The sequence below is a fragment of the Streptomyces sp. NPDC001714 genome (assembly GCF_042892755.1).
GTDB lineage: Bacteria > Actinomycetota > Actinomycetes > Streptomycetales > Streptomycetaceae > Streptomyces.
The window spans coordinates 46,244-70,872 of the sequence record NZ_JBIAUL010000004.1; the positions used below are offsets into that span (position 1 = coordinate 46,244).

At 71.0% G+C, this 24,629-nt stretch carries 23 protein-coding genes and 1 tRNA gene; 11 read left to right on the top strand and 13 right to left on the bottom strand.

The features are described 5' to 3' along the window. Positions 1-9: 9 nt before the first annotated feature. Entirely contained in the window at positions 10-489 is a 480-nt protein-coding gene (locus tag ACFY0P_RS11845; RefSeq protein ID WP_388910213.1) for a hypothetical protein, read from the bottom strand. A 452-nt stretch (positions 490-941) separates the two neighbouring features. Here ACFY0P_RS11845 and ACFY0P_RS11850 point away from each other — a divergent pair. Beyond that, positions 942-1,013, top strand: a tRNA-Gln gene (locus tag ACFY0P_RS11850). Positions 1,014-1,094: 81 nt separating this feature from the next. Here ACFY0P_RS11850 and ACFY0P_RS11855 read toward each other — a convergent pair. From ACFY0P_RS11855 to ACFY0P_RS11875, 5 genes are all read right to left on the bottom strand, one after another. Then, complete coding sequence (locus tag ACFY0P_RS11855; RefSeq protein WP_388910215.1) at positions 1,095-1,709, bottom strand: Uma2 family endonuclease; 615 nt, start codon at positions 1,707-1,709, stop codon at positions 1,095-1,097. A 164-nt stretch (positions 1,710-1,873) separates the two neighbouring features. Next, on the bottom strand, positions 1,874-3,100 hold the full coding sequence (locus ACFY0P_RS11860) for an MFS transporter (protein WP_388910218.1): 1,227 nt from the start codon (positions 3,098-3,100) through the stop codon (positions 1,874-1,876). Between the two features lie 148 nt (positions 3,101-3,248). Continuing rightward, a complete protein-coding gene (locus ACFY0P_RS11865) occupies positions 3,249-4,301 on the bottom strand; it encodes an endonuclease/exonuclease/phosphatase family protein (protein ID WP_388910221.1) in 1,053 nt (350 codons plus the stop codon). Positions 4,302-4,480: 179 nt separating this feature from the next. After that, complete coding sequence (locus ACFY0P_RS11870; protein ID WP_388910224.1) at positions 4,481-5,104, bottom strand: TetR/AcrR family transcriptional regulator; 624 nt, start codon at positions 5,102-5,104, stop codon at positions 4,481-4,483. Between the two features lie 216 nt (positions 5,105-5,320). Beyond that, on the bottom strand, positions 5,321-6,919 hold the full coding sequence (locus ACFY0P_RS11875) for an MFS transporter (protein ID WP_388910227.1): 1,599 nt from the start codon (positions 6,917-6,919) through the stop codon (positions 5,321-5,323). A gap of 230 nt (positions 6,920-7,149) precedes the next feature. On the opposite strand from ACFY0P_RS11875, the gene panB reads away from it, so the two are divergent. From panB to ACFY0P_RS11890, 3 genes are all read left to right on the top strand, one after another. Continuing rightward, positions 7,150-8,025 (top strand): 3-methyl-2-oxobutanoate hydroxymethyltransferase, encoded by an 876-nt coding sequence (gene panB, locus ACFY0P_RS11880; protein WP_388910230.1) that lies wholly within the window; start codon positions 7,150-7,152, stop codon positions 8,023-8,025. A 463-nt stretch (positions 8,026-8,488) separates the two neighbouring features. Then, the gene (locus ACFY0P_RS11885; protein WP_388910233.1) at positions 8,489-9,496 is read left to right on the top strand and encodes an ATP-binding cassette domain-containing protein; all 1,008 of its coding nucleotides are present in this window, start codon (positions 8,489-8,491) and stop codon (positions 9,494-9,496) included. Next, positions 9,493-10,308: an ABC transporter permease gene (locus ACFY0P_RS11890; protein ID WP_388910236.1), complete on the top strand. Its 816-nt coding sequence runs from the start codon at positions 9,493-9,495 to the stop codon at positions 10,306-10,308. Before ACFY0P_RS11885 ends, ACFY0P_RS11890 begins: the two co-directional genes overlap by 4 nt. 16 nt (positions 10,309-10,324) lie before the next feature. Here ACFY0P_RS11890 and ACFY0P_RS11895 read toward each other — a convergent pair whose 3' ends face one another. Next, positions 10,325-13,600: a BTAD domain-containing putative transcriptional regulator gene (locus tag ACFY0P_RS11895; protein WP_388910239.1), complete on the bottom strand. Its 3,276-nt coding sequence runs from the start codon at positions 13,598-13,600 to the stop codon at positions 10,325-10,327. Positions 13,601-13,635: 35 nt separating this feature from the next. Then, entirely contained in the window at positions 13,636-14,181 is a 546-nt protein-coding gene (locus ACFY0P_RS11900) for a Uma2 family endonuclease (protein ID WP_388910242.1), read from the bottom strand. Between the two features lie 139 nt (positions 14,182-14,320). On the opposite strand from ACFY0P_RS11900, the gene ACFY0P_RS11905 reads away from it, so the two are divergent. Continuing rightward, positions 14,321-15,121, top strand: a complete 801-nt coding sequence (locus ACFY0P_RS11905; protein WP_388910245.1) for a site-2 protease family protein — start codon at positions 14,321-14,323, stop codon at positions 15,119-15,121. Positions 15,122-15,130: 9 nt separating this feature from the next. Here ACFY0P_RS11905 and ACFY0P_RS11910 read toward each other — a convergent pair whose 3' ends face one another. Then, positions 15,131-15,778, bottom strand: coding sequence for a heme oxygenase (biliverdin-producing) (locus tag ACFY0P_RS11910; RefSeq protein ID WP_388910248.1), 648 nt, complete (start codon positions 15,776-15,778; stop codon positions 15,131-15,133). A 145-nt stretch (positions 15,779-15,923) separates the two neighbouring features. Then, positions 15,924-16,781: a type I methionyl aminopeptidase gene (gene map / locus ACFY0P_RS11915; protein ID WP_388910251.1), complete on the bottom strand. Its 858-nt coding sequence runs from the start codon at positions 16,779-16,781 to the stop codon at positions 15,924-15,926. A gap of 58 nt (positions 16,782-16,839) precedes the next feature. On the opposite strand from map, the gene ACFY0P_RS11920 reads away from it, so the two are divergent. After that, positions 16,840-17,073, top strand: coding sequence for a hypothetical protein (locus ACFY0P_RS11920; RefSeq protein ID WP_388910254.1), 234 nt, complete (start codon positions 16,840-16,842; stop codon positions 17,071-17,073). Here ACFY0P_RS11920 and ACFY0P_RS11925 read toward each other — a convergent pair whose 3' ends face one another. Both ACFY0P_RS11925 and ACFY0P_RS11930 read right to left on the bottom strand, forming a co-directional pair. Beyond that, on the bottom strand, positions 17,074-18,408 hold the full coding sequence (locus ACFY0P_RS11925; protein ID WP_388911430.1) for an MFS transporter: 1,335 nt from the start codon (positions 18,406-18,408) through the stop codon (positions 17,074-17,076). 132 nt (positions 18,409-18,540) lie between these two features. Next, on the bottom strand, positions 18,541-19,140 hold the full coding sequence (locus ACFY0P_RS11930; RefSeq protein WP_388910257.1) for a hypothetical protein: 600 nt from the start codon (positions 19,138-19,140) through the stop codon (positions 18,541-18,543). A gap of 80 nt (positions 19,141-19,220) precedes the next feature. On the opposite strand from ACFY0P_RS11930, the gene ACFY0P_RS11935 reads away from it, so the two are divergent. Genes ACFY0P_RS11935 through ACFY0P_RS11945 form a run of 3 tightly spaced genes read left to right on the top strand, consistent with a single transcriptional unit; the run spans position 19,221 to position 21,323 of the window. Then, positions 19,221-20,300: an exo-alpha-sialidase gene (locus ACFY0P_RS11935; RefSeq protein ID WP_388910260.1), complete on the top strand. Its 1,080-nt coding sequence runs from the start codon at positions 19,221-19,223 to the stop codon at positions 20,298-20,300. A gap of 47 nt (positions 20,301-20,347) precedes the next feature. Then, positions 20,348-21,067: an NADPH-dependent F420 reductase gene (npdG, locus tag ACFY0P_RS11940; protein ID WP_388910263.1), complete on the top strand. Its 720-nt coding sequence runs from the start codon at positions 20,348-20,350 to the stop codon at positions 21,065-21,067. 4 nt (positions 21,068-21,071) lie between these two features. Then, on the top strand, positions 21,072-21,323 hold the full coding sequence (locus ACFY0P_RS11945) for a hypothetical protein (RefSeq protein WP_388910266.1): 252 nt from the start codon (positions 21,072-21,074) through the stop codon (positions 21,321-21,323). Here the strand turns inward: ACFY0P_RS11945 and ACFY0P_RS11950 are convergent. Next, positions 21,313-21,984 (bottom strand): PhzF family phenazine biosynthesis protein, encoded by a 672-nt coding sequence (locus ACFY0P_RS11950; protein WP_388910269.1) that lies wholly within the window; start codon positions 21,982-21,984, stop codon positions 21,313-21,315. The two genes, ACFY0P_RS11945 and ACFY0P_RS11950, sit on opposite strands and share 11 nt — an antisense overlap. A gap of 235 nt (positions 21,985-22,219) precedes the next feature. On the opposite strand from ACFY0P_RS11950, the gene efeO reads away from it, so the two are divergent. Both efeO and efeB read left to right on the top strand, forming a co-directional pair. Continuing rightward, the gene (efeO, locus tag ACFY0P_RS11955; protein ID WP_388910272.1) at positions 22,220-23,365 is read left to right on the top strand and encodes an iron uptake system protein EfeO; all 1,146 of its coding nucleotides are present in this window, start codon (positions 22,220-22,222) and stop codon (positions 23,363-23,365) included. A 10-nt stretch (positions 23,366-23,375) separates the two neighbouring features. Continuing rightward, complete coding sequence (gene efeB / locus ACFY0P_RS11960; RefSeq protein WP_388910274.1) at positions 23,376-24,629, top strand: iron uptake transporter deferrochelatase/peroxidase subunit; 1,254 nt, start codon at positions 23,376-23,378, stop codon at positions 24,627-24,629.

The window sequence follows — 24,629 nt, forward strand, 5'->3', positions numbered from 1 at the left end:
TGCCTTGCGTCAGCCGATACCGAAGTGCTGACCCATCGGGCCGAAGCCGAAGCCGGGCTGCTGGTACTGCTGCGGGTACTGCTGGCCGAACGACTGCTGGCCGAACCCGCCGCTCCACTGCTGCTGGCCCTGCTGGCCCTGCGGACCCTGCTGGCCCTGCTGGCCCTGCTGAACCAGCGTCAGGATCGCGGTCGGCAGCGCCTGCTGCACGGCCTGCTCCACGGCGCTGCGCACGCCCTGCACCAGGGTGTGCTGCAGCGCGACGGCCAGGTAGGGGTGGGCGTGGTGGGCGATGCCCTGCTGCTGCAACTGCTGCTGGACCTGGTGGAGCTGCTGCAGCGTCTGCTGCATGCGCTGCGCGATCTGCTGGCCGGCCTGCTGACAGGCCTGCTGGATGGACTGCTGGACGACCTGCGCGATCTGCTGCTGCGGCCCGGCGAACTGCTGGCCGAACTGCTGCAGGGGCGGGGTACCGGTCATCACCGACATGAATGCTCCGTTCGATGTCACGGGAAGGTAAACACATGAGCCCTTGATTACCTTGTCGGAATATTTCCGACATGCCGAATTTATGGACATGCCGCTCCGTCCCGCACTCGGGCGAGCCGATCGGTGCACGGAATCCCCCGATCGGCCCCAGTGACCGGAACCGGCGCCGGCCCCGCGGGATGAGCTTCTGTCCGAAGGCGCCGAACGGCCGCGCGGACCTCGCCCCGCCGCTGTCGGTGCGGACGGCAGGGGGCTTCGAGGACCGGCGGCGTGCGGGACCGGCCGAAGTCCTCGGCGGGTCCGGGAGCAGAGCACGGCCAAGACTCTGGTCGACACACCCCGCGCACCTCACGGCGCACCGCGGAGAGCGCGGATAGGTTGGGCGCGGCCCCACAGCGACACGCGGTAGGGCTACGCCCGGCTGACCGAGCTCCCGCGGTCTTCGGCGCGAATGGGATATGGGGTAATTGGCAGCCCGACGGTTTCTGGTTCCGTTAGTTCAGGTTCGAGTCCTGGTATCCCAGCAAGCGCGGAGCCGCCCCTCCGGGACAGGAGGGGCGGCTCCCGTGCACGACGTGAGGCTCGTCACCGGGAGACGGACGCGGTCAGTTCGCCTTCTTCTGGGCGGCCTTGAGGATCTGGTCGACGTCGAGGGTGACCTCGGCGCCGATCGACCCGGGCAGGGTGACGGTCTCGCCGGGCGAGTACGGCCGGTGGTGCTCGTACTGCTCCCCGCTGGGATCGGTGAGCACGTGCACGCGCTGGTGCTTGCGGTCGACGACGACGTAGACCGGGACCTTGGCCTGGGCGTACGCGACGGCCTTGGTCTTCAGGTCGTCCTTCCAGTTGCTGGAGGTGACCTCCAGGACGAGACGGAAGCAGACCGGGTCGTAGGCGTTGTTCTCGACCAGGTGGTCGCCGATGTCGGCGTCCACGATCGCGAGGTCGGGGATGGCGTAGTCCTCGGCTCCGGTGGGCAGCCAGAGGCCGACGTTCTGGGCGACCTTGGTTTCCGCTCCGTGCAGACCTGCGGCAATGAACGGGATCATGAGGTCGGTCAAAGCGAATGCGTGATCGACATCCGGTGGTGGGGTCACGAGGAGGTGGCCTCCGATGATCTCGACTCGGTAGCCCGGATGCCGTTCCATGATCTCGTCGGCGATGGCCGTGAGCGAGAACGGCTCGTCGTCGAAGGGCTGCTCGATGGCTGCGGCGGACATCGCATGCCTCCCAGGGGCTGGTGTCGAGAGCATCATCGTAGGCAGATCCGATCGCCGACGCCCCGTCTGAACCGGTTCACCCGAAGGTGATCACCAGGCCCGCCCGTTGACCGCCGGATGCGCTGCATAGAGCAGTGCCCCGACGTTCAGCGGGGCACGGAAGGTCAGGAGGAGTGGACCGGCTCCGCCGGCTCGGGTACGTGCGAGGCGACCACCCGTACGTGGCCGGTCGGCGCCGGGACGTCCCGGCGCCGGTCCACCGCGTAGGCCACGCTCGCGACGCCCAGGCCCAGGACGGCGAGGGCCGCGCCCGCCAGCGCCGGGGACGTGACGCCGAAGCCCGCGGCCAGGGCCACGCCGCCGATCCAGGCGCCGCCGGCGTTGGCGAGGTTGAAGGCCGCCTGGTTGGCGGAGGAGGCGAGGGAGGGGCCGGCGACCGCGCGCTCCATGACCATCAGCTGGAGCGGCGAGCCGGTGATGAACGCCGCGATGCCGAGCAGGACGACGGCGAGGGCCGCGCTCCACTCCGTCCGCATCAGGACCGGGAAGAGGAGCAGCACCGCGACCATCGACACCAGGCCGCCGAAGAGCGTGCCGCGCATCGCGTGGTCGGCGAGGCGGCCGCCGACGAGGTTGCCGATCGTGGCGCCGACGCCGAAGAGGGCGAGGAGCAGGGTGACGTTCGCATCGGCGTAACCGGCGGCGTCCGTCAGCATCGGGGTGATGTAGCTGTACGCGGAGAAGAGCGCGCCGAAGCCGACGACCGTGGTGGCGAGGGCCAGCCAGACCGGGAGGGAGCGCAGGGCGGAGAGTTCGCCGCGCAGGCCGGAGGCGGGGGCCGGGGCGTGTGCGGGGCGGATCAGGAAGAACACCGCGGCCATCGCCGCGATGCCTATCAGGCTCACGCCCAGGAAGGTCGCCCGCCAGCCGAGGTGCTGGCCCATGAGGGTGGCGACCGGGACGCCCGCGATGTTGGCGACGGTCAGGCCCATGAACATCAGGGAGACCGAGCGGGCCTTGCGCTCCGGTGCCACCAGGTTGGTGGCGACCACCGCGCCGACGCCGAAGAAGGCGCCGTGCGGGAGGCCGCTGAGGAAGCGGGCGGCGAGAAGGGAGTCGTAGCCGGGGGCCAGGGCCGAGAGCGCGTTGCCGGCGACGAACAGGGCCATCAGGGAGATGAGGACCGTGCGGCGGGGCAGACGCGCGGTGAGCGCGGCCAGGAGCGGGGCACCGACGACGACTCCGAGCGCGTACGCCGAGACCAGGTGGCCGGCGGCGGGGATCGAGATGTGCAGGTCGTCGGCGACGTCGGGCAGCAGGCCCATCATCACGAATTCGGTGGTGCCGAGACCGAAAGCGCCGACGGCCAGGGCGAGCAGGGCCAGAGGCATGAAGGGCTGTGCCTTTCGGGGAGCAGGGTTCCGTGCGTTCTAAGTTCAGCTACGGAACAAAGTGTCCCAGCCCAAGTATTCCGCCAGGTTACGGCGCAGTGTCCGGTTGTCCTTACAAAGCCAGCATGGCTGCGCTGACCAGGGGGTTTTACGAACCGGATGTGGTCAGGTTCACACGTGCGGCGATCGGGAGATGGTCGCTGCCGGTCCTCGGGAGGGTCCACGAACTCTCCGGCTCCACGCCCTTGACCATGATCTGGTCGATGCGGGCCATCGGGAACGCGGCCGGCCAGCTGAACCCGAAGCCGCTGCCCGCCGCGCCCTGTGTGGAGCGCATCTGCGAGGTGACGGCGTTGAGGGAGCGGTCGTTCATCGTGCCGTTGAGGTCGCCGAGGAGGATCACCCGGGGCAGGGTCTCGTCGGCGATGGCCTCGCCCAGCGCGTCCGCGCTCTTGTCGCGCTGCCGGGCGGTGAAGCCGGCGTTCATCTTGACGCGTACGGAGGGGAGATGGGCCACGTAGACGGCGAGGGGGCCGTCCGGGGTGGCGACCGTGGCCCGCATCGCGCGCGTCCAGCCCAGCTTGATGTCGACGGCCTTCACCCCGGTGAGGCGGTACTTGCTCCACAGCCCGACGGTGCCCTCGACCGCGTGGTACTTGTACGTCGACGCCAGCGCCGTCTCGTACGTGGGTACGGCCGTCGCCGTCAGCTCCTCCAGGGCCAGCACCCCGGCGCCCGAGGAGGCGAGCCGAGCTGCCGTGCCGGTCGGGTCGGGGTTGTCGGCGTTGACGTTGTGCGTGGCCACCATGAGGTCGCCGCCGGTGCCCTGCTTGTCGGTGAGCAGTCCGCCGAACATGTTCAGCCAGACGATCGCCGGGAGGAGGACCGCGATCAACGCGGTCGCCGACTTGCGCAGGATGCCGACCAGCAGCAGGAACGGGATCAGCAGGCCCAGCCAGGGCAGGAACGTCTCGGTGAGACTGCCGAGGTTGCCGACGGCGTTGGGGATGCGGGAGTGCATCAGCATCACGCCGGCGAGGAGGAGCGCCACCACGGCGGTGACGACGCCCCGGCGCCAGATCCGCGGATCGTCGCGCCAACCGGACAGCAAGCGGTTCACCAGGCGCCGGAACCGGTCTCCCCGACGCTCGGGCCCCGAGCCGCCGTTGTCCGTCTCCGTCATGTACGCCTGCTGCGCCATACCGCCTGCCTCACAACCTGCCGTGCACACCGTCGTCCCCCGACACGACCCTAGGGGATGATCGGCTCCTCTCCCGCCGTCACATGACGGCCGTACGCAAGACGATGACGAACAAGCCGGGGGGAGGGGTTCCGGTTACCGGTGGGTCGGCGGGGTCTGTGACGAAACGCGAACACCGGTTACGGCGAAGTGGCGGGTCCCAGGCCCGCCAGCACCTCGTCGACGAGCTGTTCGGCGAGGCCCTCGGGGAGTTCCGCGTCCGGGCGCAGTATGGCCCTGAGCAGCATCGGGCCGGTGAACATGTCGTTGGCCAGCTCGATGTCGACGTCGGCGCGGAGTTCGCCGTTGCGCTGGCCCCGGCGCAGCACTTCCTTGCCGAGTTCACGCCGGGGGTTGACGACGTTGGCGTGGTAGGCGTTCCAGATGCGGGGGCTGCTCTTCATCTGGGCGTAGACGTTGTGCAGGATGGCCGACGAACGGTTCATCAGGCCGCGCTGACGCAGCGATTCGAGCAGCACGACGAGGTCGTCGCGCATGGACGTGCCGGGGAGTTCGGGGTCGGGGGGCTCGGCGGCGCGCATGACGTCGACGAAGAGCTCCTCCTTGCCGTTCCAGCGGCGGTAGATGGTGGCCTTGCCGACGCCGGCGGTCCGGGCGATGCGCTCGATGGAGAGCTCGGCGAGCGGAACGCCGTCCTCCAGGAGCTTCATCACGCCTTCCAGGATGGCGTTCTCCACCGCCTCGCTGCGGGGGCGGCCGCGGGCCGGGGTAATGGACCGCGGTCCGCTGTCGGCAAGCGTCACGTCGTACCGTCCTCTCACTGCACTGGCTGCGGGAATTCTCCCGCAGCCGAAGCCTCCCCCCGTGGTTGCCCACGAGGTTTCCCCCGCGGCTCCGGGGTGTCCCCCGGTGTCCCCCCGTGGTTCCTGCCGGTGCCGGCCGGTCCGTTCAGCCGTGTCAGCCGTTCAGTGGTTCAGCCATTCAGCCGTTCAGCCATTCGGTGGTTCAGCCGTTCATGTTCACTCCGCCGCCACGACCAACTCCTGCTCCCGGTCGCCCCGCTGACCGGCCGGCGGCTTGCCCGGCAGGAAGAGGGCCACGATCACGGCGCCGATCAGCGCGACGCCCGCGCCGCACAGGGCGGTGGTGTGCATGGCGTGCAGGAAGGCGTCGTTGGCGGGGGCGACCAGGGCCTTGCCCTGCGCACCGAGCTTCGAGGCGACGCCGAGCGTGGCCTCGATCGACTCGCCGGCGGTCTCGCGCAGCCCGGGCGGCAGCGCGCCGAGCTTGCCCTCGATGCCGTTGCGGTACGACGTCGACAGCACCGAGCCGAGCACGGCGATGCCGAGGGCGCCGCCGACCTGGCGGAAGGTGTTGCTGAGCGCGGAGGCGGAACCGGCCTTCTCGCGGGGCAGGGCCTGCATGATGACGACCGAGGTCGGCGTCATGATGTGCGCCATGCCGGTGCCCATCAGGAAGAAGACGACCTCCAGGATCCAGATCGGCGTGTCGGCCTCGAAGGTGGCGAAGGCGCCCAGGGTGGCGGCGATCAGCACCAGACCGCCCGCGGTGGTGGCCTTGTTGCCGAACCGCTCCACCACCAGCCGGGCCCGCGGCGCGAAGATCATCTGCGCGGCGGCGAGCGGGAGCAGCAGCAGACCGGACTGCAGCGGCGAGTAGCCGCGCACGCTCTGGGTGTAGAAGACGGAGAAGAAGGTCACGCCCATCAGCGCGAAGAAGACCAGCGCGATGGCGGCCATGGCGGCCGAGAAGACCTTGTTCTTGAAGTAGGTGACGTCCAGGGACGGGTGGTCGCTGCGCTTCTCGTAGATCACGAAGCCGGCGAGGACGGCGAGGCCGGCGAAGCTGGTCGCGAGCACCTTGGCGTCCGTGAAGTCGGCGAGTTCGCCGCCCTTGATGATGCCGTAGACCAGCAGGACGAGGCCGACGACGGAGAGCACCACGCCGACGGGGTCGAGGCGGCCGGGACGCGGGTCGCGCGAGTCGGGGACCAGCCAGAACATCAGGGCGAGCGCGATGATCACGATCGGCACGTTGATGAGGAAGACCGAGCCCCACCAGAAGTGGTCGAGCAGCACGCCGCCGGTGATCGGGCCGATCGCGATGGCGAGGCCGACGCCGCCGGCCCAGATGCCGATCGCCTTCGGCTGCTCCTGGCGCTCGAAGACGTTCATCAGGACGGCGAGGGTGGCGGGCATCACGAAGGCGGCGCCGAGGGCCATCAGGGCGCGGAAGGCGATCAGCTGGTCCGCGGAGCCGGACTCGGCGGCGAGGGCCGAGCCGACACCGAAGACCACGAGGCCTCCGATGAGCACCTTCTTGCGGCCGAGGCGGTCGCCGACGAGGCCGGCGGTGAAGAGCAGGCCGGCGAAGACAAGGGTGTAGGCGTTGATCGCCCACTCCAGCTGGCTCTGGGTGGCGCCGAGGCCGACCGGGGCCGGGGTGGAGATGGTCTTGACGGCGACGTTCAGGATCGAGTTGTCGAGCACCACGATCAGCAGGCTCAGCATGAGCACGCCGAGAATCGCCCAGCGGCGCCGGTGCACGGCCTCGGGTATGCGCGGGCCGGGTGGAGCGTGGTCGGCAGGAGTTGTCATACGAACGACCCTAAGGCCATTTCAATACGAGACCGTCTCGTATCTGAATTCCTTTACTCAGGCCTTACACAACGCGACAGGGGCGGGGAGGACGGCGGACGGCGGCAGACGGGCGGTGACCGATGGATCACACGGGGGTCCTCTGGCCGAGGGCGGCACGAAGTGCCACCATGGGAGGGATCCGGGGACACCGTCAGGGTGCCTCGAGATGACTTGAAGGAGCCGTTGTCATGACGCAGCTTTCGGCTGCCCAGACTGTGCAGAACAGGCCCTCCGACGGCAGTAAGGCGCTGTACGGGGGGAAGGGCACCCGCCGCATCACGGTTCGCGACCTCGCCCTCGCCAAGGAACGCGGCGAGAAGTGGCCCATGCTCACCGCGTACGACGCGATGACCGCGTCCGTCTTCGACGAGGCCGGCATCCCGGTGCTCCTGGTCGGCGACTCGGCGGGCAACTGCCACCTCGGGTACGAGACGACGGTACCCGTCACCCTCGACGAGATCGCCATGCTGTCGGCGGCCGTGGTCCGCGGCACCCAGCGTGCCCTGATCGTCGGCGACCTCCCGTTCGGCTCCTACCAGGAGGGCCCGGTGCAGGCGCTGCGCTCGGCGACCCGGCTGGTGAAGGAGGCGGGCGTCGGCGCGGTCAAGCTGGAGGGCGGCGAGCGGTCGCACGAACAGATCCGGCTGCTCGTCGAGTCCGGCATCCCCGTGATGGCGCACATCGGCCTGACCCCGCAGTCCGTCAACGCGATGGGCTACCGCGTGCAGGGCCGCGGCGAGGAGGCGGCCCAGCAACTGCTGCGCGACGCCAAGTCGGTCCAGGACGCGGGCGCGTTCGCGGTCGTGCTCGAACTGGTCCCGGCGGAGCTCGCGGCCGAGGTGACCCGGGTGCTGCACATCCCGACCATCGGTATCGGCGCCGGTCCCGAGACCGACGCGCAGGTGCTGGTCTGGACGGACATGCTCGGCCTGACGTCGGGCCGGGTCCCGAAGTTCGTGAAGAAGTACGCGAACCTGCGCGAGGTCATGAGCGACGCGGCCAAGGCCTACGCCGAGGACGTCGTCGGCGGTACGTTCCCGCTGGAGGAGCACTCCGTCCACTAGGCCCGCCACCGCACACCCCGGAGCCACTGCCGCAACACCAAGGACAGCCCGCCGATCTTCCCCCGTCGGCGGGCTGTCCCGCGTCGTGAAGGACACCGCCGGACCCGATGGACATCCCCGGACCCCGGCGAAGAGAACGGCCGCCCCCGACACGCCAGGACTTCTGCCCGGTGACGGAGTCGGTGCGGGGCGCGTGCCCCCTCCCCGCGCCGGCGCTGGACGGTTCCAGACGGAGACAACGGGTCGGTACGTCCGCGCACCGACGACCCAGGTGGGCCGTCCCGCCGGGCCGCGAACAGGACTCGCCGTGCCCTCGGCGAAACGGCCGGCCGGGTACCGAGGCTGCCCGCGTGTCGGCTGTCACCGATCCCTCGGCGAGCTATCGGTGGGCTATCGGCGGACTGTCGGCCGGTGTCGGCGGCCTGTCGGTGGTTTGTCGGTGGGGCCTGGCACCGTACTTCCCATGACGCGAATCGACAACAACGCCGTGTCCGTACGGGGGCTGGTGAAGCACTACGGCGACACCAAGGCACTCGACGGAGTTGATCTGGACGTCCGCCAGGGCACCGTGATGGGCGTGCTCGGACCGAACGGGGCCGGCAAGACCACCCTGGTGCGGATCCTGTCCACGCTGCTGCAGCCCGACGCGGGAGAGGCGACCGTCGCGGGGTACGACGTGCTGCGCCAGCCCCGCCAGCTGCGCCGCGTGATCGGACTGACCGGGCAGTACGCCTCCGTGGACGAGAAGCTGCCGGGCTGGGAGAACCTGTACATGATCGGGCGGCTGCTCGACCTGCCGAGGAAGGACGCGCGGGCCCGGGCCGACGAGCTGCTGGAGCGGTTCTCGCTGACCGAGGCCGCCAAGCGCCCGGCGAGCACCTACTCCGGTGGTATGCGCCGCCGGCTCGACCTCGCCGCCTCGATGATCGGGCACCCCCAGGTGCTGTTCCTGGACGAGCCGACCACCGGTCTCGACCCGCGCACCCGCAACGAGGTGTGGCAGGAGGTCAAGGCCATGGTCGGCGACGGGGTGACCGTGCTGCTCACCACCCAGTACATGGAGGAGGCCGAGTACCTCGCCTCCGAGCTGACCGTCGTGGACCGCGGGAAGGTCATCGCCGGCGGCAAGGTGGAGGAGCTGAAGGCGAAGGTCGGCGGGCGGACGCTGCGGGTGCGGCCGGTCGACCCGCTGCAGGTGCGGCCGCTCGCCGCCATGATCGACGAGCTGGGGATCACCGGGCTCGCCGGTACCACCGTGGACGGCGAGAACGGCACGCTGCTGGTGCCGATCCTCAGCGACGAGCAGCTGACCGCCGTGGTCGGCGCCGTCACCGCCCGCGGCATCACCATCAGCTCCATCGTCACCGAACTGCCCAGCCTGGACGAGGTGTTCCTGTCCCTCACCGGCCACCGCGCCAGTGCCCCGCAGGACACCAAGACCGCCGACGACCGTCAGGAGGTCGCCGTATGAGCGCCACGACCGCCACCGCCACCGCCACCGATGTCCGGATCCCGCTGCGCGGGCACCTGCGGCACACCGGGGCCCTGATCCGCCGCAATCTGCTGTGGATCAGGCAGGACCCGGAGTCGATGTTCGACGCCCTGCTGATGCCGGTCGTCTTCACGCTGCTGTTCGTGTACGTCTTCGGCGGCTCGATCGGCCAGGCGCTCGGCGGCGGTCAGGACGGATACGTCCAGTACGTCATCCCGGGCATGATCGCGATGATGAGCATGACGCTCTCGCAGGGCGTCGGCACCGGGTTCAGCCAGGACTTCAACTCCGGTGTGATGGACCGGTTCCGGTCACTGCCGATCGGGCGCGGCTCGGTGCTGTTCGCGAAGATCTCCGTCGAACTCGTGCGGATGCTGTTCGCGACCGCCGTACTGATGATCGTCGCCGTGCTCGTCGGGTTCCACATCAACCACTGGGCCGGGCTGTTCGCCGCCGTGGGGCTGTCCGCGGTGTTCGCCTCCTCGATCATGTGGGTGTTCCTCACCCTGGGCGTGATCCTGAAGAACGCCCAGTCCGTGCAGGCCATGGGGTTCCTGGTGCTGTTCCCGCTGCAGTTCGGCTCGTCGATCTTCGCGCCGACGAACTCGATGCCGGGCTGGCTGCAGGCCTTCACCGACTACAACCCGCTGTCCACGCTCGCCGACGCGGCGCGCGGACTGATGGTCGGCGGGCCGGTCGCCCACGACCTGTGGATCACGCTGGCCTGGTCGGTGGGGATCACGGCGATCGCGGCACCGTATGCGATCTACAAGTTCCGTACGAAGAGCTGAGGCTCTCCGACGGACCTCAGAGCAGGGCGGTGGCCTCCGCGCGGGAGAGGCCACCGCCTTCGGCGTACGCCGACTCGTAGGCCGGGTCGTCGGCGAGAACGGCCCGGACCCGGGTCTCCGACCGGTCCCGTGCCGTGCGCTCCAGGCCGACCTGGAGGTGGCCGGCCGGCAGCAGGGCGTCGGCGGCACCCAGGCAGCGGGCGGCGTCCGCGGCGCGCACGCCCCCGTCGAGGCCGGCCAGGGCGACCGCGGCGACGGTCAGGCAGACGGACGGCAGATGCGGGGTGATGGCCTCGCTCAGCGGGTCGGCGGCGAGCCGCAGCGCGTTCCGCAGCTTGTCCAGGGCCTCCGCGTGGCAGCCGTCGAGGGCGTCCACCCAGGCCTCCTGGGTGAGGATCAGAGCGTCGAAGACCACGAAGTGGGAGATCTTGAACTCGCTGCGCAGCAGCCGGACCTGCTCGCGGGCCTCGGCGATGCGGCCGCTGATCAGGAGCCAGGTGGTGAGGAAGAGCCGGGCGGCGGGCATCGCCTCGTTGCTCAGGCTCTCGTTGTCGGCGATGACCTGCCGCAGCAGCCGTTCCCCGCGCTCGGTGTCGCCGGACTCGATCAGCACGCTGCCCAGGCGGGCGTTGAGCACGGCGCCCTGGGCGCGGGCGCCGAGCCGGCCGACCCGTTCGATCGCGGCCTCGTAGTCGACGGCCGCCGCCAGGTAGTCGCCTCTGCGCTCCCGGGACTCGGCGCGCCCGGAGAAGGCCTCGGCGGTGCCCCAGTCGTCCCCGAGGCGCCGGAAGATCTCCAGTGCCTCGTCGGCGTCCCGGGTGGCGTCGCCCGCCCAGGCGGCGCGGTTGGCGAGCAGGTTGGCGCGCATGGCGAGGCTGCCGGCCAGCTCCCACTCGTAGCCGGGTGTCTCCCGGCAGGTGCGGACGCTCGCGTCGAGGATCTCGCGCAGCCGGTCCATGCCGCCGGTCAGCATCACGGCGAAGAACCAGAACATGCCCGGCGCCCGGCAGGTCTGCGGCATGCCGGGCTCGTAGACCTCGGTGACCGCACGCAGCTTGGCCTGCGCCTCCGGCGTCTGCCAGACGTCCAGTTCGGTGTCCATACAGGCCATGTGGGCCAGGTGCACACCGCGCCGGGCCTCGGTGAGGAGTTCTCCGGTGTACGGCGGCGGGGTCTCGGTGCAGCGCTCCCAGACCGCCTCGGCCCGGCGCAGCGGCTGGGCGAACGGGTCGGGGCCGAGGGCGATGACGTCGGCGCACCAGGTGCGGGTCTCGATGCGCTGGTCGTGCATCTGCCAGTACCAGAACAGGGAGTGCAGCAGGCACAGGGCCTCGTGCTCGTCCCGTTCGGCGATGGCGTGCCGCAGCGCGGTGCGCAGGTTCTCGTACTCCAGCTGGAGCCGGGCGATGGCGGCCCGCTGGCCGGGGCCGCGCAGCAACGGTTCGGTGGTGCGGGCGAGTTCGCGGTAGTACGTCAGATGGGCGCGCTCGGCGGCGGCGCGCCCGCCGCTCTCGTCGAGGCGCTCGCCGGCGTACTCGGCGACGGTCTCCAGGAGCCGGTAGCGCATCCCGCCGTCCTCGGCATCGCCCGAAGGGGCCGCCACCACCAGGGACTTGTCGACCAGGGAGCCGAGCGCGTCGAAGGCGGCGGGGCCGCAGACGGCCTCGGCGGCGGCCAGGTCGCAGCCGCCCGCGAAGAGGGAGAGGCGGCCGAGGACGTCGCGTTCGCCGGCGTCGAGCAGGTCCCAGGACCAGTCGACGACCGCGCGCAGGGTCTGCTGGCGGGGCAGCACCGTGCGGCTGCCGGAGGTGAGGAGGCGGAAGCGGTCGTCGAGCCGGTCGGCTATCTGGCGCGGGGTGAGCATCCGCAGCCGGGCGGCGGCCAGTTCGATGGCGAGGGGCAGTCCGTCCAGGCGGCGGCAGATCTCTGCGCACGCGGCCGCGGTCTCGTCGTCGGCGCCGATCGTGAAGCCCGGTCTTGCGGCGGCGCCCCGGTCGGCGAGCAGCCGCAGGGCCACCGGCTCGGGCAGCGGCTCCACCGGGCGCAGCAACTCCCCCGGTACGCCGAGGGGTTCGCGGCTGGTGGCCAGGATCGTCAGGTCCGGGCAGCGCTCCAGGAGCCGGGCCGCCAGGTCGGCCGCCGCGTCGACGACGTGCTCGCAGTTGTCGAGGACGAGCACCATCCGGCGCCGGGCGCAGTGCTCGACGAGCCGCTCGACCGGGTCGTGGTGCCGGTCGGCGGCGGCCCGCATGGTCTCGGCGCCGCCGCCGTACAGCACGGCCTGGCGGGCGCCGAGCGCGCTGAGCACGGCCTCGGGGACGTCGGCCGGGTCGTCGACGGGGGCCAGCTCGGCCAGCCAGACGCCGTCCCGGGCGGCGTACCCGACGGTCTCGGCGGCCTCCTGCGACAGCCGGGTCTTGCCGGCCCCGCCGGGCCCGAGCAGGGTGACCAGCCGGGCGGCGGCCAGGTCGCCCCGGATGGCCTCGATGTCGGCCTCGCGCCCGACGAAGGAGGTGAGCCGGGCGCGCAGGTTGCCGGGCCGGGACGGTTCGTCCGCCGTGGCCGCCGGGTCGAGGAGCTCGGCGTGCAGCGCGCGCAGTTCGGGCCCGGGGTCGGAGCCGAGGCGGTCGGCGAGGAGGTGCCGTACGTCGTCGTAGGCGGCCAGCGCCTCCGCGGTGCGGCCGGTGCTGTGCAGGGCGCGCAGGCGCAGGGCCTGGAGGGGCTCGTCGAGGGGGTGGGCGTCGCACAGGGCGGTCAGCTCGGGCAGGGACTGCTCGGCCTGGCCGAGGGCGAGGGCGGCGGTGTGCCGGGCGCGCAGGGCGTCCAGGCGGCGGACGTCGACGCGGGCCGCCTCGGCGGTGCGGTCGGGCAGGTCGGCCAGGGGCGGGCCGTGCCACAGGGCGAGGGCGTCGTCGAGGACGGTGGCCGCCTTGGCGGGGTCGCCGTCGGCGAGGGCGCGCAGGCCCTCGCCGGTGAGCCGCTCGAAGCGGTGCAGGTCGACGTCGTCGGGGGCGGCGGCGAGCCGGTAGCCGCCGTCGGTGGAGTCGATCGCGTCCGCGCCGAGCGCCCTGCGCAGCCGGCCGACCAGGGCCTGGAGGGCGCCGGTGGCGTCGGCGGGCGGTTCGTCGCCCCACACCTCGTCGACGAGCAGCCCGGCGGGCACCCCGCGCCCGGCCCGCAGCGCGAGCACGGTCAGCAGGGCACGCAGCCGAGAACCGCCCACGGGGACGGCTGTGCCGTCGGGGCGGAGTACCTGGGTGGTGCCGAGGATCGCGTAGCGCACGGGGTCCATTGTCCCTGGGGACGCCGGGACGCCGCCTGCGGGTTTCAGATGCGGACGAACTCGGAGGAGTCCAGAGTGAGGGTCTGGTCGGCGACGGGAATGGAGATCTGGTCGCCGAACACGCCGGACTCCTCGTGCTGGTACTCGCCGTCTTCGGGACGGGTCAGCAGCGTCCACCTGGCGGAGAGCACATCGACGATCAGATAGACCGGGATACCGCGCAGGGCATAGTGGCTCGGCTTCGTGTTGTAGTCGCGGTTCTTGCTCTCCGGTGAGACGACCTCGACCACGAAGGGCAACAGTTCCTCGTTGATGTCGCTCTTGTCCCTCTGGACCAGCTCGAGCGGGATCGCCGTGGCATCCGGTTCGGGCTTGTAGCCCTCCCGGGGTGGAACGACAGAGAATTCACTCGTCGCGACCCAGCCCGGCAACCGCTGGTCGATCTGGTTCTCGATGCGCCGCTGCGTCGCCCTGTGCGCAAAGGTGACTGGTACCACAGTGAGCCCGTTCTCCGTCAGCCGGAGGCGCGCGCTGCGCGGAACGTCGATCCGGTCCTGGACCAGTTCGACCCATCCCTCTGCGATCGTCATGAGCACCTCCTCGTTCGACTCGCTATCAGCGTAACGACTAACAGGAACCTACGGCCGCCCGCAGGACGTTCTTCACCTGTCACCTGTACGGTCTACCCCGCACGCCACCTCCACCGACGCGCCCCGGGAGTCCCGCGCCATGACCGCCACCACCACCCGCCCCAGTGACCGGCGGATCAGTCCCGTGTTCGTCGGGATTCTCGCCGTCACCGCGGTCACCGGGTGGGCCACCTGGTCCGGGTTCGCCGAGCAGCCCGGGGTCGCGGTGTTCCTGTTCGTGACGGCGGCCTGGATCGTCTCGCTCTGCCTGCACGAGTACGCGCACGCGCGCACCGCCCTGCACGGCGGCGACATCACGGTGGGCGCCAAGGGCTACCTGACGCTGAACCCCCTGAAGTACACGCACGCGCTGCTGAGCATCGTGCTCCCGGTGCTGTTCGTGATCATGGGCGGGATCGGTCTGCCCGGCGGCGCGGTCTTCATCGAGCGCAGCCGGATCCGGGGCCGCTGGCGGCACAGCCTCATCTCCGCCGCCGGTCCGCTGACGAACGTCCTGTTCGCCGCGGTCTGCACCGCCCCCTTCTGGCTGGACGCCCTGGACGGCGTCCCGCGCGACTTCCGTTTCGCGCTCGCCTTCCTCGCCCTGCTCCAGGTGACGGCCGCGATCCTGAACTTCCTGCCGGTGCCGGGCCTGGACGGCTACGGCGTGATCGAGCCCTGGCTGTCGTACAGCATCAAGCGCCAGGTGGAGCCGTTCGCCCCGTTCGGCCTGCTCTTCGTGTTCGCGCTGCTGTGGGTGCCGTCGATCAACAGCGCGTTCTTCGACGTGATCGACGCGCTGCTGCGCCACCTGGGCGTCGGGGACCTCGACCAGTACTGCGGGCAGCAGCTCTACCGCTTCTGGCAGGGGTCGGACGAGTTCTGCTCGATCAGCCAGTAGCGACGGGGATCAGGCGGACAGCGGGAACTCCTCGCCCAGTTCCCGGAACACCGCCGTGTTGAGGGCGAACGCCCGCTTGCACTCGGCGACGACGCGCTGCTTCTCCAGGTCGTCGGCGTCCACCCCGTCCAGCAGCTCGCGGTAACCCCGCTTGAAGGCGGCCGGGTTGGCGATGCCCTCGAAGACGTAGAACCGGACGCCGTCGCCCTTGCGCTCGAAACCCCAGGTCCGCTCCGCCTTGTCGCGGATGATCTGGCCGCCGGAGAGGTCGCCGAGGTAGCGGGTGTAGTGATGGGCGACGTAGCCGGCGGGCCAGCGCTCCGCGCACTCCCGCACCCGTGCCGCGTACTCCTCGGTCGCCGGCAGGGCCGCGCACCCCGTCCGCCACCCGGCGCCGCGCAGGTGCGCCAGGTCCCGCTCCAGCGCGGCCAGCCGGAACAGCTCGGGCCGCACGAACGGCCCGGCCACCGGGTCCGACGCCAGCCGCCCGGCCGCGCTCTCCAGCGCGTCGTACACGAACCACAGCTGCTCGGTGTAGCGGGCGTACGCCTCCACACCGAGCCGCCCGCCCAGCAGGTCGCTCATGAACGTCGAGGTCTCCGCCTCCACGTGCTGCTCGTGGGACGCGGTGCGGATGAGTGTCGAGAAGGACTCCATGAGCAACATCCTCTAAGGTAAGCCTTACCTAAGTCAATGCCCTTGCCGACGCTTCGTCGGCAAAGTTACCGACACCCTGTCGGTAAAAGCGTACCGGAAAAAGGCCCGCCCTCCGAGAGGAGGGCGGGCCGGGCGGCGGGCGGGGCTACGGCAGGGTGAGGATCTCCGCGCCGGTGTCCGTGACCACCAGCGTGTGCTCGAACTGGGCGGTCCGCCTGCGGTCCTTGGTGACGACGGTCCAGCCGTCGTCCCACATGTCGTACTCGTAGGTCCCGAGCGTCAGCATCGGCTCGATCGTGAAGGTCATCCCGGGGTGCATCACGGTCGTCGCGTGCGGGCTGTCGTAGTGCGGGATGATCAGCCCGGAGTGGAACGACGAGCTGATGCCGTGACCGGTGAAGTCACGGACCACGCCGTAGCCGAAGCGCTTGGCGTACGACTCGATGACGCGGCCGATGATGTTGATCTGCCGGCCCGGCCGGACCGCCTTGATCGCCCGGTTCAGGGACTCCCGGGTCCGCTCCACAAGGAGCCGGCTCTCCTCGTCGACGTCCCCGACCAGGTAGGTGGCGTTGTTGTCGCCGTGCACCCCGCCGATGTACGCGGTCACGTCCAGGTTGACGATGTCACCGTCCTGGAGCACCGTCGAGTCCGGGATGCCGTGGCAGATGACCTCGTTGACGCTGGTGCACAGGGACTTGGGGAAGCCGCGGTAGCCGAGCGTGGACGGGTAGGCCCCGTGGTCGCACATGTACGTGTGCGCCACCTTGTCGAGTTCGTCCGTCGTCACACCCGGCGCGATGATCTTCGCGGCCTCCTCCATCGCCTGCGCGGCGATACGGCCGGCGATCCGCATCGCCTCGATGGTCTCCGGAGTCTGCACCTCGGGCCCGGTGTACGGGGTCGGCGCGGGTTTGCCGACGTACTCGGGGCGGCGGATGTTTCCGGGTACCGAACGGGTGGGAGAGAGCTCCCCTGGTACGAGCAGCGACTGGCCAGACATGCCAGCGAGTCTAACCAGCGGGCATGGGGGAACATGTGGATGGCGAAAGGAGCCGGTCATGGCCCTGTTCAAGAAGCGGACCGTTGCGAAGGCGGGCGAGTGGTACTACTGCCTGCAGCATCAGAAGGTCGAGGAAGGCCCCGAGTGCCCCGCCAAGGACCGGTTCGGGCCTTACGCCAGCCGTGCGGAGGCCGAGCACGCGATGGAGATCGCGCGGGAGCGCAACCTCCAGTGGGAGAACGATCCGCGGTGGCACGACGCGCCGGCCGGGGACTCCTCGGAAGAGGGCTGATCAGGAGGGGCGGGTGGGGCCGGCCGCGGCCTCGGTCGCGGCTTCGGCGGTGCGCTGGGCGCGCAGTCGTGCGGCGTGTTCGTCGGTCCGTTCGTCGTACGACATGAGGGCGGGCAGGCACAGGGCCAGCAGGCCGACCGCGCCGGTGCAGAGCAGGCCGCCCGCGCCTACGGACGCCCGCACCCCGAGCCATCCGGCCATGCCGCCGGAGCGGACCTGGCCGAGGGTGGGGCCCACGGAGTACGACAGCAGTTCGATCCCGGCGAGGCGGCCGCGCAGCTCGTCGGGGATCGTCTGGTTCCACATCGCGGCCCGGAAGATCCCGCTGACCATGTCGCAGCCGCCGGCGACGGCGAGGAGCAGCAGGACCAGCCAGACGTTGGCCACGGCGCCGGCGGCGGCGATCGCGAGGCCCCACAGCGCGGCGGACAGCACGACCATCCGCCCGTGCCGATGCACGCGTTTGGTCCAGCCGCTGATCAGGCTCACGAGGAGCGAACCCGCCGGAATGCTCGCGTACATCAGTCCGAGCGACCAGTCCGCGTCCAACTCGTCGGCGAGGAACGGCAGTACGGCGAGCGGCATCGCCAGGAACATCGCCGCGAGGTCGACGGCGTAGGTGCCGAGGAGCTCCTTGCGGCTCCAGGCGTAGCGGGCGCCCTCGGCGATGGAGCGGAGGGAGGGCCCGGCGGCCTCGTGGGAGGCGGGCGACGGGGCGATGGGGAGAATGAGCACGACCGAGACGGCGAAGGTGGCCAGGTCGGCGCCGTACGCCCAGCCGAGGCCCGCGTACGCCACGACCAGGCCGGCGACGGCGGGGCCCGCGACGCCGCCGACCGTCCAGCGGAAGGAGCTGAGGGCTGCCGCGGCCGGGAGGTCGTCGTGGGCGACGATCCTCGGCCACAGGGAGTCGAGGGCGGGGCGCTGCACCGAGACCAGCGCGGAGGAGAGCGCGGCGACGGCGTACAGCGGCCACACGGCCGGGTGCGGCAGCAGGGCGTTGACCAGCAGGCCCGCGCTGAGCAGGCCCTGACCGGCCTCGGTCCGGACGATCAGCGCGCGCTTGTCGAGGGCGTCGGCGAGGGCGCCGCCGTAGAGGCCGAAGACGATGAGCGGGAGCAGTTCGACAGCCCCGACGGCGCCTACGGCGGCTGCGGAACCGGTGAGGTCCTTGATCTGCACCGGGAGCGCGACGAACGTCAGGAAACTCCCGAAGTTGCTGATCAGACCGGAGACCCACAGCCGCCGGAAGTCCACGGAGGCCTTCCAGGGGGCCAGGTCGGGGAGGAGGCTCACGGTGGCCCATGCTGAACGCCGCGCTCGGCGGCAGCAAATGCTTTTCGCCCGGGTGCGGCCCGGTGGGGGCTGGTCGCGCAGTTCCGCGCGCCCCTGAAGGGGCGCTGCACCAACGCGCCCGGAAGGGGCGGGAACTGCGCGAGCAACCACCAAGCGCCCGCAGCCGAGGTCTCACCACGGGGTCGGGGGCGGAGCCGTCACCGTCTCCGCCAGGCGGGTCAGACGGTCCCTGAAGCGGCGGCGCCTTCGCGGGGAGGGGCCGTTCTCGCCGGCTGCCGCGCTGACCAGGTGCTGGACCGTGTCCAGGTCCAGTTCCGCGGCCTCGGGGACGGTGAGGGTCTCGTGGGCCATGGCGGTGAGCGCGTCGTCGGTGGCGGTGGAGAGGGTCAGGACCGTCACGCCGGCGCGGCGGGCCGTGTGGACCCGCTCCAGCAGGGGTTCGGCGGCACCCGGCGCCACCACGAGCAGTGTCTCGCCCCGGCGGGCGGCCTCGATGCGGCCGGGGCCGACCGCGAGGTGCGCCGGGTCGGTGGGGCGGGCGTCGTGCCGTACGAGCGTCGGCGCCAGTTCCGGCGTACCGGACCACGCCGCCTCGTCCACCAGATGGGCGGCGAGATGCCACGGCTCGTACTCCGGCGTGCCGAGGAGGAGCAGTCCGCCGCCGTGGGTCACCACCGAACCCCGCAGGGCGCCCGCGAATCTCCGCGTCGCGGTCAACCACTCGGTCCCGGCGAGCACTTCACGCAACAACGCGACCCGTACGGCGTCCATGCCTCCGCATGGTGCCGCAATCGGACACTCGTGACGCGGAGTTCACCCCCCATTCGCCCGAACCGGGGAGGAGGCGGCCCATGAGCGACGCTGAAGCAAGCATTCCCTTTCGCGCGGGCAAAGAGGGCTACGCGAGTTTCCGGATCCCGGCGGTGGTGGTCTCCCGGGCGGGCACCGTGCTCGCGTTCTGCGAGGGGAGAGTCGGCTCCGCGGCCGACCACGGGCACATCGACATCGTGGTGAAGAGGTCCACGGACGGCGGGCGTACCTGGGGAGCCCTCCAGGTCGCCGCCGACAACGGCACCGATCTCGCCGGGAACCCCGCCCCGGTCGTCCTCGACAGCGGGCGGGTCCTGCTCGTGCACGTCCGCAGTGCCGCCTCCGCCACCGAGGACGCCATCCTGCGCGGGCAGGTGCCGGACGCCGACGGGCGGCGGGTGTGGGTGCAGCACAGCGACGACGACGGGGTGACCTGGTCCGCGCCGAAGGAGATCACCAAGTCCGTGAAGAAGGCCGGGTGGCGGTGGTACGCCACCACGCCCGGGCACGCCGTCCAGTTGCGTTCGGGACGGGTCGTCGTGGCCGCCAACCACACCCTGCCGCCCACCGGGACGGACAACGGCACCGAGGGCAAGTACAACAGCGGGCACTGCCTGCTCAGCGACGACCACGGGGAGACCTGGTACCTCGGCTATCTCGACGAGAACACCAACGGGTACATCAACGTCAACGAGACCACCGCCGCCGAACTGCCCGACGGGCGGGTCTACTTCAACACGCGCAACGATTCCCCGGCGCCGGGGAACAGGGCCGACGCCCACTCGGCGGACGGCGGGCGCACCCTGGTGAAACCCTTCCGGCCGCAGGCCGGGCTCATCGCGCCCGTCTGTCAGGCGAGCGTGCTCCAACTCCGCGATCCGGACCTGCTGTTGTACTCCGGTCCGGGCGATCCGGCGACGCGCGCCCTGATGACGATCCGTGCCTCCGCGGACGGCGGCACCACCTGGCGGGCCGCGTACACGGTCGACGGGCTGCCCGCCGCCTACTCCGACCTGACCCGGATCGACGCGGCCACGGTCGGTCTGCTGTACGAGACGGGAGACTTCAGCGCGTACTCGACGATCACCTTCCGCCGGGTGCCCGTGAACCGGCTCACCTGACCGAGCCTGACCGGGTACGGCCGCCGGCCCGGACGTAGAGTCGGCCCATGACCTCTACCGACAGTGCACAGCAGGCGGCGGCCGAGAAGGCCCCCGCCAAGGATCCCTGGGACCTGCCCGACGTCTCCGGTCTGGTCGTGGGTGTGCTCGGCGGCACCGGCCCGCAGGGCAAGGGCCTCGCCTACCGGCTGGCGCGGGCCGGCCAGAAGGTGATCATCGGCTCGCGGGCCGCCGAGCGCGCGCAGGCCGCCGCCGACGAGCTCGGGCACGGTGTCGAGGGCGCCGACAACGCCGAGTGCGCGCGCCGCAGCGACCTCGTGATCGTCGCCGTACCGTGGGACGGGCACGGCAAGACGCTGGAGTCACTGCGCGAGGAACTGGCCGGCAAGCTGGTCGTGGACTGTGTCAACCCGCTCGGCTTCGACAAGAAGGGCGCCTACGCGCTCAAGCCGGAGGAGGGCAGCGCGGCGGAGCAGGCCGCGGCGCTGCTGCCGGAGTCGCGGGTCACGGCCGCCTTCCACCACCTCTCCGCGGTGCTGCTCCAGGACCCGGAGATCGAGGAGATCGACACCGACGTGATGGTGCTCGGCGAGGTACGGGCCGATGTCGAGGTCGTGCAGGCGCTGGCCGGCCGGATCCCCGGGATGCGCGGCGTCTTCGCGGGGCGGCTGCGCAACGCCCACCAGGTGGAGTCCCTGGTCGCGAACCTGATCTCGGTCAACCGCCGCTACAAGGCACACGCCGGGCTCCGCGTCACGGACGTCTGAGCGGATGGGGGACACTGGTGGGCGCCAGCAGTGTCCCCCGTACTCGTTCCGCACTCGTCAGGAAAGCGACCTCATGCCCCGCCTCGCCCTCTACGCCCTGATCGTCTGCGTCCTCGCCGTCGTCGCCGCCGTCGTCTCCTTCGTCCAGGGCAGCTGGCTGATCGGCGTGGTCTGGGTGCTGCTGACGGGTCTGTCGTCCAACATGACCTGGTACTACGTGCGGCGCGGGCGCGAGGACAAGTCGGTCACCGGCTGATCCCCGGCTGTTTCTCCGGGCCCTCCAGGAAGACCCGCCCGCCGATCTCCACCCAGCCGTAGGGCTGGGGTGCGGTGAGGATCTGCGATCCCTTGCCCTGGGTGATGTTCAGGGCCCGGCCCAGCTGCGCGGTGAGCAGCAGCGCGGCCGCCCCGGTCGCCTCGTCCTCGTCGATGCCGTCGTTCCGGCCGGGGAAGGCGCGGGCGCGGACCCGTCCCGCCGACTCGTCCTCCCAGGCCCAGGCGTACAGCCACTCCCCCGGCGGCGGCACCGGGAGCGCGTCGACCTCGGCGGCCGTGGCGTACTGGCGCAGGGTGCGCGGCGGGGCCCACTCCGGGAGCGCCTCGATCCAGCTGAACTCCCCGTCCAGCCGGGCGCCGACCACGCCGGCCGGGGTGACCAGTTCGGGCACGTCCAGCAGCCAGGCGGTGCCGACGCAGGGGTGGCCGGCGAACGGCAGGCGCAGGGTGGGGGTGTAGATGTCGACGACCCCGCGCTCGGGGTCGTCCACGAACACGGTCTCGCTGAACCCGAGCTTCGCCGCCAGCGCCTGCCGGTCCTCCCGGTCGGGGAGCACGGAGCCGTCCCGGACGACCCCGAGTTCGTTGCCGTATCCGCCGTTCGCCGCGCAGAAGACACGCAGCACGTCGTAATCAGTCACTCCGGCATTGAAGCATTCGCGGCGGCGGACGGGTCGCGCCCGGCGGAGGCGCCACCCGAACCGCACTATTTGACCAATCCTTTACTCTCTCTTGGTGTCGATTTTAGGACATCGAGATCAAGCCGTGCCTGTGATCTTTCTGTGTCTGGCGAATCGCGACCCGGGTAGGTATGAGTGAGGTAAGCCTCAGGTAAGTTAGGGCAGCCTCACCACACCATCCTCGCTTGGAGCCTGCATGCGTGCCGTCCGACTCACCGTCACCGCCGCCGCCACCGTGGCCGCCTTGACCGCCCTCTCGGCCTGCACGGCGAAGAGCGACGCCAAGGGCGACGACGCGATCCAGGTCACCGCCGCCGACTCCAAGTGCGAGACGTCGACGAAGTCGGTTCCTGCGGGGCACGTCACGCTCGCCATCGAGAACACGGGGTCCAAGGCCACCGAGGTCGAGATCCTCTTCCCCGACGACCGGATCGTCTCCGAGAAGGAGAACATCGGTCCGGGGACCAGGTACACGCTCACCGCCGAGGTGAAGGCGGGGTCGTACGAGATAGCCTGCCGGCCCGGGATGAAGGGGCACGGCGTCCGGCAGAAGCTGACCGTCACCGGCTCCGGTGCCGTCGCCAAGCGCAACCCGACGCTCGACAAGGCCGTCGCCGACTACCGCGAGTACGCCCAGGAGCAGGCCGACGCCACCGTCCCGCTCGCGCGGACCTTCGCCGACGCCGTCAAGGCCGGTGACCTGGAGGCCGCCAAGAAGGCCTACGCGCCCTCGCGGCTCGGCTGGGAGCGCACCGAGCCGATCGCCGAGTCCTTCGGTGACATCGACCCGAAGACCGACACCCGTGCCGACGGTCTGGAGGAGGGGCAGAAGTGGACCGGCTGGCACCGGCTGGAGAAGGCCCTCTGGGCGGACCGGAAGATCGGTGCCACCGAGGCGGCCCTCGCCGACCAGCTCGTCGCCGACCTGACCGACTGGCAGAAGCGGGTCGGCAAGGCCGAGATCACCCCGACCTCCATGGCCAACGGCGCCAAGGAACTCCTCGACGAGGTCGCCACCGGCAAGGTCACCGGCGAGGAGGACCGTTACTCCCACACCGACCTGGTCGACTTCAAGGCCAACGTCGAGGGGGCGCAGAAGGCGTACGAGCTGCTGAAGCCGGTCGCCGCGAAGAACGACCCGGCGCTCGCCGGCGAGCTGGACAAGCAGTTCGCCGCGCTGAACACGCTGCTGGACAAGTTCCGGACGGACGCGTCGGACAGGACGTCGTACGACTTCGTGTCGTACGACAAGGTCACCAAGGACCAGCGCAAGCAGCTGTCCGACGCGGTCAACGCCCTCGCGGAGCCGCTGTCCAAGCTCGCCGCGACCGTGGTCAAGTAAGGGGCGGGACATGGGTGAGAAAGTCAATCCGTCGCGTCGGGCGCTGATCGGGTGGGGCGGGGCCGGGCTCGCGCTCGGGGCCGCCGTGGCCGGGGGCGCGGTGGCGATGGCCGAGGCCGGCGACGACGTCGACCCGACGGCCGCCGCGGCCGGGGGCGCGGTGGCGTTCCACGGCGCCCACCAGGCCGGGATCGCCACGCCCGTCCAGGACCGGCTGCACTTCGCCGCGTTCGACGTGAAGACCGACGACCGGGCCGAGTTCGTGCAGCTGCTGAAGGACTGGACGGCCGCGGCCCGGCGGATGACCGCGGGCAGGGCCGTCGGCGAGGGCGCGTACGGCGGGCTCGCCGAGGCGCCGCCGGACGACACCGGTGAGGCCCTCGGGCTCAGTCCGTCCCGGCTGACGCTGACGATCGGCTTCGGGCCGTCCTTCTTCGAGAAGTTCGGTCTGCGGGGGCAGCGGCCGGCCGCGCTCGTCGACCTTCCCAAGTTCCCCGGGGACAACCTGGACCCGTCCCGTACCGGCGGTGATCTGTGCATCCAGGCGTGCGCCGACGATCCGCAGGTCGCCGTGCACGCCATCCGCAACCTCGCCAGGATCGGCTTCGGCAAGGTCGCCGTCCGGTGGTCCCAACTGGGCTTCGGAAAGACCTCGTCGACGACCCCCGACGCGCAGACGCCCCGCAACCTCATGGGGTTCAAGGACGGCACCCGCAACATCGCGGGGACCGAGACCGACCGGCTGAAGAAGTTCGTGTGGGCGGGAGAGGGGGACGGAACCGCCTGGATGAGCGGGGGGTCGTATCTCGTCGCCCGGCGGATCCGCATGAACATCGAGACCTGGGACCGGACCTCGCTCCAGGAGCAGGAGGACGTCTTCGGGCGGGACAAGGGCGAGGGCGCCCCGGTCGGCAAGGCGAAGGAGCACGACGAGCCGTTCCTGAAGGCCATGAAGCCCGACGCCCATGTGCGGCTCGCGCACCCGGACTCCAACGGCGGGATCACCATCCTGCGCCGGGGCTACTCCTTCACCGACGGGACGGACGGGCTCGGGCGGCTCGACGCCGGGCTGTTCTTCCTGGCCTACATGCGTGACGTCAGCAAGGGCTTCATCCCGCTCCAGCGCAAGCTGTCGGCGTCCGACGCGCTCAACGAGTACATCCAGCACGTGGGTTCGGCGGTCTTCGCGGTCCCGCCCGGCGTCCGGGACAAGGACGACTGGTGGGGCCGGACGCTGTTCTCCGAATCCGCCGAGGGGGCGTGA

Bases quoted from the DNA above. Each gene is read 5' to 3' on its own strand.
- npdG (WP_388910263.1), top strand. From the start codon at position 20,348: ATGACCTCTACCGACAGTGCACAGCAGGCGGCGGCCGAGAAGGCCCCC.
- ACFY0P_RS11895 (WP_388910239.1), bottom strand. From the start codon at position 13,600: ATGGACCCCGTGCGCTACGCGATCCTCGGCACCACCCAGGTACTCCGC.
- ACFY0P_RS11920 (WP_388910254.1), top strand. From the start codon at position 16,840: ATGGCCCTGTTCAAGAAGCGGACCGTTGCGAAGGCGGGCGAGTGGTAC.
- efeB (WP_388910274.1), top strand. From the start codon at position 23,376: ATGGGTGAGAAAGTCAATCCGTCGCGTCGGGCGCTGATCGGGTGGGGC.
- ACFY0P_RS11905 (WP_388910245.1), top strand. From the start codon at position 14,321: ATGACCGCCACCACCACCCGCCCCAGTGACCGGCGGATCAGTCCCGTG.
- ACFY0P_RS11945 (WP_388910266.1), top strand. From the start codon at position 21,072: ATGGGGGACACTGGTGGGCGCCAGCAGTGTCCCCCGTACTCGTTCCGC.
- ACFY0P_RS11910 (WP_388910248.1), bottom strand. From the start codon at position 15,778: ATGGAGTCCTTCTCGACACTCATCCGCACCGCGTCCCACGAGCAGCAC.
- ACFY0P_RS11885 (WP_388910233.1), top strand. From the start codon at position 8,489: ATGACGCGAATCGACAACAACGCCGTGTCCGTACGGGGGCTGGTGAAG.
- ACFY0P_RS11890 (WP_388910236.1), top strand. From the start codon at position 9,493: ATGAGCGCCACGACCGCCACCGCCACCGCCACCGATGTCCGGATCCCG.
- efeO (WP_388910272.1), top strand. From the start codon at position 22,220: ATGCGTGCCGTCCGACTCACCGTCACCGCCGCCGCCACCGTGGCCGCC.
- ACFY0P_RS11865 (WP_388910221.1), bottom strand. From the start codon at position 4,301: ATGGCGCAGCAGGCGTACATGACGGAGACGGACAACGGCGGCTCGGGG.
- ACFY0P_RS11875 (WP_388910227.1), bottom strand. From the start codon at position 6,919: ATGACAACTCCTGCCGACCACGCTCCACCCGGCCCGCGCATACCCGAG.
- ACFY0P_RS11845 (WP_388910213.1), bottom strand. From the start codon at position 489: ATGTCGGTGATGACCGGTACCCCGCCCCTGCAGCAGTTCGGCCAGCAG.
- ACFY0P_RS11860 (WP_388910218.1), bottom strand. From the start codon at position 3,100: ATGCCTCTGGCCCTGCTCGCCCTGGCCGTCGGCGCTTTCGGTCTCGGC.
- ACFY0P_RS11930 (WP_388910257.1), bottom strand. From the start codon at position 19,140: ATGGACGCCGTACGGGTCGCGTTGTTGCGTGAAGTGCTCGCCGGGACC.
- ACFY0P_RS11855 (WP_388910215.1), bottom strand. From the start codon at position 1,709: ATGTCCGCCGCAGCCATCGAGCAGCCCTTCGACGACGAGCCGTTCTCG.
- panB (WP_388910230.1), top strand. From the start codon at position 7,150: ATGACGCAGCTTTCGGCTGCCCAGACTGTGCAGAACAGGCCCTCCGAC.
- map (WP_388910251.1), bottom strand. From the start codon at position 16,781: ATGTCTGGCCAGTCGCTGCTCGTACCAGGGGAGCTCTCTCCCACCCGT.
- ACFY0P_RS11900 (WP_388910242.1), bottom strand. From the start codon at position 14,181: ATGACGATCGCAGAGGGATGGGTCGAACTGGTCCAGGACCGGATCGAC.
- ACFY0P_RS11935 (WP_388910260.1), top strand. From the start codon at position 19,221: ATGAGCGACGCTGAAGCAAGCATTCCCTTTCGCGCGGGCAAAGAGGGC.